Origin of the sequence: Crenobacter cavernae (genome assembly GCF_003355495.1) — a bacterium.
GTDB classification, from domain to species: Bacteria; Pseudomonadota; Gammaproteobacteria; order Burkholderiales; family Chromobacteriaceae; genus Crenobacter; species Crenobacter cavernae.
On record NZ_CP031337.1, the window covers coordinates 2086939 to 2099785 of the forward strand.

12 protein-coding genes are annotated in these 12847 nt (G+C 66.4%); 9 read left to right on the top strand and 3 right to left on the bottom strand.

The genetic code is table 11. The annotated features are described in order from the left end of the window. The first annotated feature begins 67 nt into the window (after positions 1–67). The 3 genes from DWG20_RS10135 (at position 68) to DWG20_RS10145 (ending at position 3876) form a co-directional block, all read left to right on the top strand. Positions 68–1057, top strand: a complete 990-nt coding sequence (locus tag DWG20_RS10135) for an extracellular solute-binding protein (protein WP_181880893.1) — start codon at positions 68–70, stop codon at positions 1055–1057. 162 nt (positions 1058–1219) lie between these two features. Then, entirely contained in the window at positions 1220–2830 is a 1611-nt protein-coding gene (locus DWG20_RS10140) for an ABC transporter permease (protein ID WP_115433698.1), read from the top strand. Continuing rightward, positions 2827–3876, top strand: coding sequence for an ABC transporter ATP-binding protein (locus DWG20_RS10145; protein WP_115433699.1), 1050 nt, complete (start codon positions 2827–2829; stop codon positions 3874–3876). Before DWG20_RS10140 ends, DWG20_RS10145 begins: the two co-directional genes overlap by 4 nt. An 83-nt stretch (positions 3877–3959) precedes the next feature. Here DWG20_RS10145 and DWG20_RS10150 read toward each other — a convergent pair whose 3' ends face one another. Continuing rightward, positions 3960–4973, bottom strand: coding sequence for a zinc-binding alcohol dehydrogenase family protein (locus tag DWG20_RS10150; RefSeq protein WP_115433700.1), 1014 nt, complete (start codon positions 4971–4973; stop codon positions 3960–3962). 114 nt (positions 4974–5087) lie between these two features. Here DWG20_RS10150 and DWG20_RS10155 point away from each other — a divergent pair, with 114 nt between their 5' ends. Then, a complete protein-coding gene (locus DWG20_RS10155) occupies positions 5088–6011 on the top strand; it encodes a LysR family transcriptional regulator (protein WP_115433701.1) in 924 nt (307 codons plus the stop codon). A 60-nt stretch (positions 6012–6071) separates the two neighbouring features. On the opposite strand, the gene DWG20_RS10160 is transcribed toward DWG20_RS10155, so the two are convergent. After that, on the bottom strand, positions 6072–6944 hold the full coding sequence (locus tag DWG20_RS10160; RefSeq protein ID WP_115433702.1) for a serine hydrolase: 873 nt from the start codon (positions 6942–6944) through the stop codon (positions 6072–6074). Between the two features lie 170 nt (positions 6945–7114). On the opposite strand from DWG20_RS10160, the gene uvrB reads away from it, so the two are divergent. Further along, positions 7115–9127 carry an excinuclease ABC subunit UvrB gene (gene uvrB, locus DWG20_RS10165; protein ID WP_115433703.1) on the top strand — a complete coding sequence of 671 codons (2013 nt, stop codon included), beginning with the start codon at positions 7115–7117 and terminating at the stop codon, positions 9125–9127. 143 nt (positions 9128–9270) lie between these two features. On the opposite strand, the gene sugE is transcribed toward uvrB, so the two are convergent. Then, the gene (sugE, locus tag DWG20_RS10170) at positions 9271–9588 is read right to left on the bottom strand and encodes a quaternary ammonium compound efflux SMR transporter SugE (RefSeq protein WP_115433704.1); all 318 of its coding nucleotides are present in this window, start codon (positions 9586–9588) and stop codon (positions 9271–9273) included. Between the two features lie 257 nt (positions 9589–9845). On the opposite strand from sugE, the gene DWG20_RS10175 reads away from it, so the two are divergent. The 4 genes from DWG20_RS10175 to fliE all read left to right on the top strand — a co-directional run bounded on the left by DWG20_RS10175 (position 9846) and on the right by fliE (position 12833). Further along, positions 9846–10304 carry a low molecular weight protein-tyrosine-phosphatase gene (locus tag DWG20_RS10175; protein ID WP_115433705.1) on the top strand — a complete coding sequence of 153 codons (459 nt, stop codon included), beginning with the start codon at positions 9846–9848 and terminating at the stop codon, positions 10302–10304. A 115-nt stretch (positions 10305–10419) separates the two neighbouring features. Continuing rightward, a complete protein-coding gene (locus DWG20_RS10180) occupies positions 10420–11115 on the top strand; it encodes a CheB methylesterase domain-containing protein (RefSeq protein WP_115433706.1) in 696 nt (231 codons plus the stop codon). 15 nt (positions 11116–11130) lie between these two features. Continuing rightward, positions 11131–12510 carry a sigma-54-dependent transcriptional regulator gene (locus tag DWG20_RS10185; protein ID WP_115433707.1) on the top strand — a complete coding sequence of 460 codons (1380 nt, stop codon included), beginning with the start codon at positions 11131–11133 and terminating at the stop codon, positions 12508–12510. Between the two features lie 2 nt (positions 12511–12512). Further along, positions 12513–12833: a flagellar hook-basal body complex protein FliE gene (gene fliE, locus DWG20_RS10190; protein ID WP_115433708.1), complete on the top strand. Its 321-nt coding sequence runs from the start codon at positions 12513–12515 to the stop codon at positions 12831–12833. Positions 12834–12847 lie beyond the last annotated feature (14 nt).

Consider the following 12847-nt stretch of genomic DNA (forward strand, 5'->3'; position numbering starts at 1 on the left):
CTATTCTTGTTTTGATTAGACTGTGCTCCTCGCGAATTTTTCCGACCGGGTTGAGGAGTACAGACTGATGAAGCCGATGTTGCTGGCCGCGATGATCGCGGCGATTTCCGGTTCCGCCTTCGCCGAAGAGGTGGTGATCTATAGCTCGCGCGGCGAGCAGCTGATCAAGCCGATTCTCGACGTGTACAAGAAGGAAACCGGCGTCGATGTGAAACTGGTGTCCGACAAGGAAGGCCCGCTGATGGAGCGTCTGCGCGCCGAAGGCAGCAACACCCCGGCCGACATCCTGATGACGGTCGACGCTGGCAACCTGTGGCAGGCGTCGAACATGGGCTTGCTCAAGGCAGTCAAGTCGCCGACGCTTAACGCCAATATCCCGGTCCACCTGCGCGACCCGAAAAACGAGTGGTTCGGCCTGTCGGTGCGCGCGCGCACCCTCTTCTACAATACGCAGAAGGTGAAGCCGGGCCAGTTGTCGAGCTACGAAGACCTCGCCGATCCGAAGTGGAAGGGCAAGCTGTGCCTGCGCACGTCGAAGAAGGTGTACAACCAGTCGCTGGTCGCGATGTTCCTCGCCGAGTACGGCCCGGTGAAGACCGAGCGCATCGTCAAGGGCTGGATGGATAATCTGGCAACCGACGTGTTCCCGGACGACACCAAGATGCTCGAGGCGATCGCCGCCGGCCAGTGCGAGGTGGGTATCGCCAACACCTACTACTATGGCCGCCTGATGAAGAAGACCCCGAACCTGCCGGTCGGTCTGTTCTGGGCCAACCAGAACGGCAAGGGCTCGCACGTGAACGTGTCGGGCGCCGGCGTGACGCGTTACGCGAAGAACGAGAAGGGCGCGGTGAAGCTGCTCGAGTGGCTGTCGTCCGCCAAGGCGCAGAACCTGTACGCCGACGTCGACATGGAGTACCCGGTCAACACTAAGGTGAAGCCGGCGCCGGAAGTCGCCGCCTGGGGTCCGTTCAAGTCGTCGCTGATCAACGTGTCGAACGCCGGCACGCGCCAGGCCGACGCGGTGAAGCTGATGGACCGCGTCGGCTACAAGTAAGCGACAACGTCTGATCGAGAGGGGCGGGGTGAACCCGCCCCTTGTCTTTTCGGGCTCGGCCGGCCGAGCCCGCCCAAATGGCATTGCGAATCGGCCGTGTTTGCGGTCGGTGCGTGCTTGGCCCGATAATTTCCCCCTTTGCGACTCTCACGGATTCTTGGCATGCAGTGGTCGGCTATGCGCTGGCGGGTGGTGGTGGTGTTCATCAGCCTCGTCACCCTGATCCCGCTCTCGGTGATCTTCGCGTCGATCGGCTCGCCCGACGCGGCGATCTGGTCGCACCTCATCGACTACCAGTTGCCCGGCATCCTGCTCAACACGCTGTGGCTGGTGCTCGGCGTCGGCAGCGGCGTGTTTCTCATCGGCGTGCCGCTCGCGTGGCTGGTGTCGGTGTACGACTTTCCGGGACGGCGCTTCTTCACGTGGGCGCTGATGCTGCCCTTGGCGATGCCCGCCTACGTGATGGCGTTCTCGCAGCTCGGCCTGCTCGAATTCACCGGGCCGATCCAGACCTGGCTGCGCGATACTTACGGCACGTCGAGCTGGGTGCCGTCGGCGCGTTCCACCGGCGGCGTCATCGTGATCCTGACGCTCGCCTTCTACCCCTACGTCTATCTGTTGGCGCGCAACGCGTTCTCGACCATGGGGCGGCGCGCGCTCGAAGTCGGGCAGTCGCTCGGCCTGTCGCGCTCGCAGGGCTTCTGGCGCGTCGCGCTGCCGATGGCGCGGCCGTGGATCATCGGCGGGATGACGCTCGCGCTGATGGAAACCCTGGCCGACTTCGGCGCGGTCGCCATCTTCAACTACGACACCTTCACCAACGCGATCTACAAGGCGTGGTTCTCGTTCTTCTCGCTCGACACCGCCAAGCAGCTCGCGTCGCTGTTGGTGACGATGGTGTTCGTGCTGGTGTGGTTCGAGCAGAGCGCGCGCGGCCGCCGCGCCTACACGCAGGCGGGCCGCGCCGCGCCCTTGCCGCGCTTGAGGCTAGGCGGCTGGCGCGCCGTGGGCGCGACCTTGCTCGCCGCGTTGGTGTTCGCGCTCGCGTTCGCGCTGCCGGTGGTGCAGCTAGTCTTCTGGGCGGTGAGCGTCTGGGTCGAAGAGCTGAACGCCGACCTCGCCGCTTACGTCGGCCGATCGCTGCTCTTGTCGCTGATGGCGGCGGCGCTGGTCGCCGCGGTCGCGCTTTTGCTGTCTTACGCGCAACGTCGCGACAAGCGCATGACGACCCACGCCTTCGCCAAGATCGCGACGCTCGGCTATGCGGTGCCGGGCACCGTGCTCGCCGTCGGCGTGTTCGTGCCGATCGCCTGGCTCGACAACGCGCTGATCGACGTATTCAAGGACTGGCTGCCCGAGGGGACGACGGCGATCCTGAAGGGCACGCTGTTGATCATGCTCTTGGCCTTCGTCGCGCGCTTTCTCGCCGTCGGCCATTCGGCGATCGACGCGGCGATGCACCGCATCACCGCCAGCCAGGAAGAGGCGGCGCGCATCCTCGGCTATTCCGGCTGGCGGCTCGCCGCGCGGCTGCACCTGCCGCTCTTAACCGGCGGCATCCTGACCGCGATGCTGATGGTGTTCGTCGACGTGATGAAGGAAATGCCGATCACGCTGATGACGCGGCCGTTTGGCTGGGACACGCTGTCGGTGCGCATCTTCAACCTGACCGCCGAAGGCCAGTGGGACCGCGCCGCGCTGCCGGCGATCGCCATCGTGCTCGCCGGCTTGATCCCGGTGATTTTGCTGTCCAGACAGAAAGACTCCGCATGAGCGTCCTGCTTGAATTCGACCATGTCTCGCAATCGTACGGCGACACCCACGTCGTCGACGCGATGGGTTTCCAGCTCGAAGACGGCGAGATCGGCTGCCTGTTGGGCAGCTCCGGCTGCGGCAAGACCACCGTGCTGCGCTGCATCGCCGGCTTCGAGGCGGTCAAGGGCGGCGAGATCCGCCTCGACGGCAAGGTCATCAGCCGCGCCGGCTTCAGCCTGCCGGCGCACGAACGCCGGATCGGCATGGTGTTCCAGGACTACGCGCTGTTCCCGCATCTGTCGGTCTCGGCCAACGTCGGCTTCGGGCTGCAGTCGCTTAACCGCGCCGAGCGCGCGCACCGCGTCGCCGAACTGCTCGACGTCGTCGGCCTGTCGAGCCACGGCGAAGCGTTCCCACACGAACTGTCCGGCGGCCAGCAGCAGCGCGTCGCGCTGGCGCGCGCGCTGGCGCCGCGGCCGAAACTGCTCCTGCTCGACGAGCCGTTCTCCAACCTCGACGTCGACCTGCGCGAGCGGCTGTCGCGCGAGGTGCGCGACATCCTCAAGCGCGAGGGCATGACCGCCATCCTCGTCACGCACGACCAGCACGAGGCGTTCGCGATGGCCGACAAGGTCGGCGTGATGCACGGCGGCAAGCTGTTGCAGTGGGCGACGCCGTACGCGCTCTATCACCAGCCGGTGACGCGCTTCGTCGCCGACTTCATCGGCCAGGGCGCCTTCGTGCCGGCGACGGTCACCGCGCCGAACTGCGTGAAGCTCGAGATCGGCGAATACTGCGGACTGACGCCGAACGGCTTCAGCGTCGGCGACGCGGTCGACGTGCTCTTGCGTCCCGACGACGTGCAGCACGACGACGCGAGCCCGCTGACCGCGCTCGTCGAGAGCAAGGTGTTCCGCGGGTCTGCCTTTCATTACACGCTGACGCTGCCGTCGGGCCAGCGCGTGCTCGCCGAAGTGCCGAGCCACCACAATCACGCGATCGGCGAGCCGATCGGCATCCGGCTCGAACTCGACCACCTGATCGCGTTCAAGCGCGGCGGCTAAGCGCCGTCTCAAGCAAGGCTCCAAAACAAAAAGCTTGGCCGAACCCTGAAAAGCTCGGCCAACCTTTTTCGTATCTGCAAGATTTACCAGCCGGCGAGCACCAGCTTGCCGACCATCGTCCCCGATTCCAGCTTCGCGTGCGCCGCGCGCAGATTGGCCGCGTTGATCGGCGACACCGTCTCGGCCAGCGTGCCCCGCACCTTGCCGGCGTCGACCCAGGCGGCGACCTCGGCCAACAGCTGATGCTGGTGGATCATGTCGTCGGTGCGGAACATCGCGCGGGTGAACATCATTTCCCAGTGCAGGCTCGCGCTCTTGGCCTTCATCTCGCCCATCGCGAGCGGGCCGCGGTTGTCGACGATGGCGACGATCTTGCCCTGCGGCTTGAGTGCCGCGACCGACTCGGCCCAGTACGCGTCGGTGTCGGCGGCGTTGAAGATGTAGTCGACGTGTTTGAGCCCCAGTTCGGCCAGCGCTTCAGTCAGCGGCTTGTCGCGGCCGATCACGTGGTCGGCGCCGAGCGCGCGGCACCAGTCGGCGCTCTCCTTACGGCCGGCGGTGGCGATCACGGTCAGGCCGGCGAGGCGGGCGAACTGGATCGCCAGCGAGCCGACGCCGCCGGCGCCGCCGATGATCAACAGCTTGTGGCCGGCGTCGGCGCCCAGCTTGTCGATGTTCAATCGCTCGAACAGCGACTCGAACGCGGTGATCGCGGTCAAGGGCAGCGCGGCGGCGGCGGCGAAGTCGAGGCTCGCCGGTTTCTTCGCGACGAGGCGTTCGTCGACCAGCTGGTACTCGCTGTTGCTGCCCTGGCGCGTGATGTCGCCGGCGTAGTAGACCGCGTCGCCGGGCGCGAACAGCGTCACGTCGGGGCCGACCGCGTCGACGACGCCGGCGGCGTCCCAGCCGAGCACGCGCGGCTCGTCCTCGACCTTGTCTTTCGGCGCGCGCACCTTGGTGTCGACCGGGTTGACCGAGACCGCCTCGACGCGCACCAGGATGTCGTGGCCGGCAGGCAGCGGCTTGGGCAGCTCGAGGTCGATCAGCGCATCGGGGTGGTCGATCGGCAGGTAGCGGGTGAGGCCGACGGCTTTCATGGCGGGTGTCCTTTTTCGGGATGAGGGGCTAGGGCTTCAGTATCGTCCACGCCGCCCCGTTGATAAATGCGCGAATCGGCGCATCATCCTCAAAAAAATGGCGATAATCGGGCGATGGAAAAACTCGGCGATCTGCAACTCTTTTGCGCGGCGGTCGAGGCGGGCAGCCTGGTGGCCGCCGGCGAGCGGCTCGGCGCGTCCGGCGCGGTGGTCAGCAAGCGGCTGATGAAGCTCGAAGCGAGCCTCGGCGTGCGGCTGTTGCAGCGCACGACGCGGCGGCTGTCGACCACGCCGGAGGGCGAGGCCTACTACCGGCGCGTGCGGCCGCTGCTCGACGAGCTGGCCGCCGCCGACGCCGAACTGGCCGCAGGCCGGCTGGCGCCGTCGGGCGTGCTCAGGGTGACCGCGTCGGCGTCGTTCGGCCGCCGTCATGTCGCCGGCCACCTGCCGGCCTTCCTCGCGCGCTACCCGCAAGTCGACGTGCAGCTGACGCTGACCGACACGGTGCTCAACCTCGTCGATGCCGGCCTCGACGTTGCGATCCGCATCGGCCGGCCCGACGAGGCGAGCTGGGTCGCGCGGCGGCTGTGCCCGAGCCGTCGCGTGCTGGTCGCGTCGTCCGATTACCTCGCGCGCCGCGGTGTGCCGGTTTCGCCGGCGGATCTAGCCGATCACGACTGCCTGTTGCTCGACGCCGCCGCCGGCGCGCGCAGCCAGACCTGGCGCTTCGACGGCCCGGACGGGCCGGTCGCGGTGAAGGTCGCCGGGCGCTTCTCATGCAACTACGGCGAGGCGATCGGCGAGGCGTGCATCGCCGGCGGCGGCGTCGCGATCAAGGCGGTGTGGGACGTCGGCGGCGCGCTGGCCGACGGGCGGCTCGTCGCGCTCTTGCCCGACTACGCGCTGCCGGCGCAGCAGGTCTATGCGCTCTACCCGAGCCGGCGTCAGTTGCCGGCGAAGGTGCGCGCCTTCGTCGATTTTCTTTCGGAACTTTACGGCGACCCGCCGTATTGGGAGAGGGGCATCGGCCAGCAATGACGCGCAGAAAAAAGGTTGGCCGAACGGCTCGGCCAACCTTTGGCAAGGAATGAGGAGGGCTCAGCCCGCCAGCCAGCTGCCCGGATGGCCTTCGAGCCAGGTGCGGATCGCCTTCGCGTCGTTGACGCGCGCGGCCGGGCCATTGGCGGCCAGGAGCACGATCACCAAGGGCTGCGAGCCGACGGTCGCGTGCAGCACCATGCAGCGGCCGGCTTCCTGGATGTAGCCGGTCTTCTGCAGGCCGATGTCCCATTCGCCACCGCGCACCAGCGCATTGCTGTTCTTGTACTGCAACAGGCGGTTGGCGCCGCTGTAGACGGCGTGCTGCTGGGTGGTGCTGTCCTGGCGGATCAGCGGGTAGCCGTAGGCGGCCTTCACCATCAACGCGAGGTCGGCGGCGGTCGCGCTGTTGCGCAGGTCGAGGCCGGTGGCGTCGTAGAACGCCGCGTCGCGCATGCCCAAGGCCCGCGCCTTGCGGTTCATGCGTGCGACGAAGGCGGCGGTGCCGCCCGGGTAGCTGCGCGCGAGTGCGGCGGCGGCGCGGTTTTCCGACGACATCAGCGCCAACAGCAGCAGTTCGCGGCGCGTCAGCGTGCTGCCGACCGCGAGGCGCGAGTGGGTGTTCTTCAGGCGGTCGATCTCGGCGTCGGAAATCGTCACCGCCTCGTTCAGGTCGAGGCCGGCGTCGAGCACGACCATCGCCGTCATCAGCTTGGTGATCGACGCGATCGGCAGACGTTGGTTGATATTCTTCTGGTACAGCGCTTCCCCGGTCTGGCTGTTCATCACCAGCACCGAATGGGAACTCAACAGCGGGGCCTGACTCGCCATCTGCGACGCGACCTGCACACCGCGAACGTCGGTGAGCGCGGGCGCGGCAAAAGCGCTGGCCATGGCGGCCGACAACAGCCAGCCGGCAAATGTTTTGAGCATTTATATTTCTCCATGCACGGGCTAAATCGCCATGCATTTTAATCAAGGATAGCCTCGCGCGGCGGGGTTTTTTGCCCGCCGTTACGTACCGGCCGGCAGGCGCAGTCGGTGCAGTACAATAAGGCCAATAGCGGCGCCTCGCGCCGCACCTTCTCGCAGGGCAGAATCGTATGGTGCTTACCTTTCCCGACAGTCCGTTCAAGCTGCACCAGCCGTTCCCGCCGGCGGGCGACCAGCCGGCGGCGATCGCCCAGCTGGTCGAGGGGCTGTCCGACGGGCTCTCCTACCAGACCCTGCTCGGCGTCACCGGTTCCGGCAAAACGTACACGATGGCCAACGTGATCGCGCAGACCGGCCGGCCGGCGATCGTCATGGCGCACAACAAGACGCTCGCCGCGCAGCTGTACGCCGAGATGCGCGAGTTCTTCCCGGAAAACTCGGTCGAGTACTTCGTCTCCTATTACGATTACTATCAGCCGGAAGCCTACGTCCCGAGCCGCGACTTGTTCATCGAGAAGGATTCGAGCATCAACGAGCACATCGAGCAGATGCGGCTGTCGGCGACCAAGCACCTGTTGGAGCGGGGCGACTGCGTGATCGTCGCGACCGTGTCGGCGATCTACGGTATCGGCGACCCGTCCGAATACCACCAGATGATCCTGCACCTGAAGGAGGGCGAGACGCTCGCGCAGCGCGACATCATCAAGCGGCTGACCGGCATGCAGTACGACCGCAACGAGGTCGACTTCTCGCGTGGCACCTTCCGCGTGCGCGGCGACGTGATCGACATCTTCCCGGCCGAAAGCTCGGAGACCGCCTTGCGCGTCAGCCTGTTCGACGACGAGCTCGAGTCGCTGACGCTGTTCGACCCGCTGACCGGTGCGACCAAGCAGCGCGTCGGCCGCTACACCGTGTTCCCGGCCAGCCACTACGTGACGCCGCGCGACACGGTGCTGAAAGCCTGCGAGAAGATCAAGCTGGAGTTGGCCGAGCGGGTGCAGTGGTACCAGAAGGAAGGCAAGCTGGTCGAGGCGCAGCGCATCGAACAGCGCACGCGCTTCGACCTCGAGATGCTGTACGAGATGGGCTTCTGCAAGGGCATCGAGAACTACTCGCGCCACTTCTCGGGCCGCGGGCCGGGCGAGCCGCCGCCGACGCTGATCGACTACCTGCCGAAGAACGCGCTGATGTTCATCGACGAGAGCCACGTCACCATCGGCCAGGTCGGCGCGATGTACAAGGGCGACGCGGCGAGGAAGCAGAACCTGGTCGACTACGGCTTTAGGCTGCCGTCGGCCGCCGACAACCGGCCGCTGAAGTTCCACGAATTCGAGGCGATGATCCCGCAGACGGTGTTCGTGTCGGCGACGCCGGCCGTCTATGAAAAGGAGCACGCCGGCCAGGTCGTCGAGCAGGTGGTACGTCCGACCGGCCTCATCGACCCGACGATTGAGATCCGGCCGGTCGCGACGCAGGTCGACGACCTGTTGTCCGAGATCAAGCTCCGCATCGACAAGAACGAGCGCGTGCTGGTGACGACGCTGACCAAGCGCATGTCCGAGCAGCTGGCCGACTACTATACCGAGCACGGGTTGAAGGTCAGGTATCTGCACAGCGACATCGATACCGTAGAGCGCGTCGAGATCATCCGCGACCTGCGCCTCGGCCTGTTCGACGTGCTGATCGGCATCAACTTGCTCAGGGAGGGCCTCGACATCCCCGAGGTCAGCCTGGTCGCCATCCTCGACGCCGACAAGGAAGGCTTCCTGCGCTCCGAGCGTTCCCTGATCCAGACCATCGGGCGTGCCGCGCGTAACGTCAACGGCAGGGCGCTCTTGTACGCCGACAGGATCACCGACTCGATGAAGCGCGCGATCGACGAGACCGAACGGCGCCGCGCCAAGCAGATCGCGTTCAACCTCGAGAACGGGATCACGCCGAAGAGCGTCACCAAGCGGATCAAGGACCTCATCGACGGCGTCTACAGCAACGCCGACGACAAGAAGGAACTCAAGGAAGCGGCGCGCGTCGCGATGCTCGACGAGAAGTCGCTGGCGAAGGAGATCAAGCGCCTCGAGAAGGACATGATGGAGGCGGCGCGCAACCTCGAGTTCGAGAAGGCGGCCAAGCTGCGTGACCAGTTGAAGGCGCTGAAGGAGCACGCGTGGGCGAATCCGCTGTAGCGGGCCGGCGGCGGCGGGCGGGGCTCGGCCAACGTTGTTCATGAGCGCCACGAAAAAGCTCGGCCAACCTTCATAAGGTTGGCCGAGCTTTTTGTTGCCGCAGACGAGCGGGCCTCGGCGGTATTTTCGATGGCCCGCGACGCTCAGGCGCTGCTGACCTTGAGGCCGATCAGGCCGGCGACCAGCAGCGTCAGGCTCAGCACGCGCCCGGCGTTCACCGGCTCGTTCAGCCAGAAGATGCCGATCAGCACCGTGCCGACCGCGCCGATGCCGGTCCACACCGCGTAGGCGGTGCCGGCCGGCAAGCTCCGCATCGCGGAAGCGAGCAGGTAGAAACTCGCCGCCATCGTCACCAGCGTGAATGCCGACGGGACGAGTTTGGAAAAACCTTCGGATTGCTTGAGACCGATCGCCCAGGCGACTTCGAGCAGACCGGCGATGACGAGATGGATCCAGGCCACGATGCGGCTCCTGATAAAGCCGGGGCCGTCCCCGATGAGAAAGCCTGCCGCGAAGCCGTCTTCGCGGAGGTTTGTGGCTTAAGTGTCTGAAATGCTATCACATTTTTTTTGTTCGGGTCAGCTCGGGCCGGCACCGCCGTGCCCGCTACCGATTAATGCATTGGGATGGCATGTCATTTGGGGAAGGCCCTTTCAACACGGTCGGCCGAGGGCTTATGCTGTCGGCCGCGCCGACCGTTGAACAAGGAAAGACTGAAATGAAACTGCTCTTCGTCTGCATGGGCAACATCTGCCGCTCGCCTACTGCCGAAGGTGTGATGCGCGCGCGGCTCGAGGCGGCCGGCCTCGCCGGCTGGCAGGTCGATTCGGCCGGCACGCACGGCTATCACGTCGGCGAAGCGCCCGATCCACGCACGCGGCAGGCGGCGGCGAGCCGCGGCTATGCGCTCTGCGGCCGGCGCGCGCGCCAGATCGAGACGGCCGACTTCGCGCGCTTCGACCTGATTCTGGCCGCCGACCGGCGGAACCTGCGCGAACTCAAGGCCCGCTGCCCGGCCGAGCACCGCCACAAGCTCACGCTGATGCTCGAGGTGCTGGATGGGGCCGTCGACGAGGTGCCCGATCCCTATTGTGGCGACGCGCAGGCCTTCGATACGGTGCTCGACCTGATCGAGGCGGCGTGCGACGGCTGGCTGACACGGCTGCGCCGCGAATGAGGTAACGTCGGCCGAGCCCGCGTGGCATGTGGCCGGAAATGACGATAGTATCGGGCCGTGCCGCATCGACCGTGAGTGCGACAGGACAGCGCCGGAGAGCGCGAAAGGGGAGGGGATGGGCGTGTTCCAGACTAAGGACGGCAAGGCGCCGCTCGAGGTGGCGCCGAGCCTGAGCGCCGACGCGATCCTGCCGCGCCAGCCGGGCCGGCTCGCGATCGGCCGCCAGCCGCTGATCGTGATCGGCTCGTCGACCGGCGGCACCGAGGCGCTGCGCACGCTGTTGACCGCGCTGCCCGAGCGGATGCCTCCGATCCTGATCGCGCAGCACATGCCGGAAATGTTCACCAAGACCTTCGCCGAGCGGCTCGACTCGCTGTGCAAGCTCAAGGTGAAGGAGGCCGAGGAGGGTGAGCGCGTGCAGCCGAATACCGTCTACATCGCGCCCGGCCACTCGCACCTCGTCGTCAAGCCGTGCAGCAGCGTCGGCTACGCGGTGTCGCTGAACCAGGGCTCGCCGGTCAACCGCCATCGCCCTTCGGTCGACGTGCTGTTCCGCTCGGCAGCCAACGTCGCCGGCCGCCACGCGCTCGGCGTGATCCTGACCGGCATGGGCCGCGACGGCGCGCAGGGCCTGTTAGAGCTGAAGGAGGCCGGCGCGTATAATGTCGCGCAGGACGAAGCCAGCTGCGTCGTGTTCGGCATGCCCAAGGAGGCGATCGCGCTGAACGCCGCGCACGAGGTGCTGCCGATTCAAGCCATCGCCGGCAAGCTGGTCGCGCTCGCCGCGCAACGCGCCGCCGTCATTCAATAAAAAGACACTACCCGTATGAAATCCCTGCCGATTCTGGTCGTCGAGGACGACGCCGACCTGCGCGAAGCGCTGGTCGATACCCTCGAACTCGCCGGCTACCTGGTGCTGTCCGCCGTCGACGGTGGAGCGGCGCTCGAAGTCTTGCGCTGCGAGCCGGTCGGCCTGATCGTGTCCGACGCGCAGATGGCGCCGATGGACGGCTACTCGCTGTTCGACGAGGTCAAGCGCCGCTATCCGGGCGTGCCGTTCATCCTGATGACCGCCTACGGTGTGATCGAGCGCGCGATCGCATTGTTGCGCGCCGGCGCCACGCATTACCTCTTGAAGCCGTTCGAGCCGGCGACGCTGATCGCCGAGGTCGAAAAGCATCTGCTGAAGCTGCCGGCCGGCGACGAGGACGGCGAGGCGCTCGCCGCGTCGCCGCGAATGAAGGAGCTGCTGTCGCTGGCGCGCCGCGTCGCCGTCAGCGACGCCACCGTACTGCTGTCCGGGCCGTCGGGCGCCGGCAAGGAAGTACTCGCGCGCTTCATCCACCGCCATTCGCGCCGCGCCGACGGGCCTTTCGTCGCGGTCAACTGCGCGGCGATCCCCGATTCGCTGCTCGAAGCGACGCTGTTCGGCCACGAGAAGGGCGCGTTCACCGGCGCGACCGCGGCCATGCCCGGCAAGTTCGAGCAGGCGCAGGGCGGCACCTTGCTGCTCGATGAGATCTCCGAGATGCCGCTGCCCTTGCAGGCCAAGCTGTTGCGCGTGCTGCAGGAGCGCGAGGTCGAGCGCGTCGGCGGCAGCCGCACGATCAAGCTCGACATCCGGGTGCTGGCGACCAGCAACCGCGACATGTCGGCCGAGGTCGACGCCGGGCGCTTTCGCGAAGACCTGTACTTCCGGCTCAACGTCTTCCCGCTGAAACTGCCGTCCTTGGCCGAGCGCCGCGACGATATCTTGCCGTTGGCACGTCGCTTGCTTAGGAGGTATTCGGAGGCCGCCGGCAACGCCGGCCTGGTCCTCTCGAGCGAGGCGGAGCGTCGATTGACGGCCCATAGTTGGGCGGGTAACATCCGCGAGCTGGAAAATGTCGTGCAGCGGGCGGTGATTCTTGCCGCCGGGGCGGAAATTCTTGCCGTCGACCTGATGCTGCCGGATGCTTCCGGTACCGTGGCCCCGTTCCCTGCCGTCTCGCCCGAAAATGATCCCGACGCCGCTCCCGCGCACGATATGCGCACACTGGAGAAGCGTCATATCCTGGATACCCTGGCGACCGTCGGCGGCGTGAAAAAGCTTGCCGCCGAGAAACTGGGCATCAGCGAGCGCACGCTGCGCTACAAGTTGCAGCGCTACCGCGAAGAATCGCTCGATGCCGAGAAAGGTTGCCCGGAACATGGCAAGATGGAGTGACTATGTCCGTGCAAGGCATCGACCAAATGTTGGCCGAGCTGCGGGCCTCGCAGGCCCAGGCGGCCGGTAAGCCGGCGGTTCAATCCGCCGGCGCGCCGCAGGTCGAGTTCGGCGACGTGCTCAAGGCGACGCTCGACCAGGTCAACGCCGCGCAAGCCGCGTCGCAAGACCTGCAGAAACGCTTCGAACTCGGCGACGAGGGCGTCAACCTGCAAGACGTAATGGTGTCGCTGCAAAAGGCGAGCCTCAGCTTCCAGACCATGGTGCAGGCCCGCAACAAGCTGGTATCGGCCTACCAGGAAATCATGAATACCCAAGTCTAGCGCTGTCTGCCTTA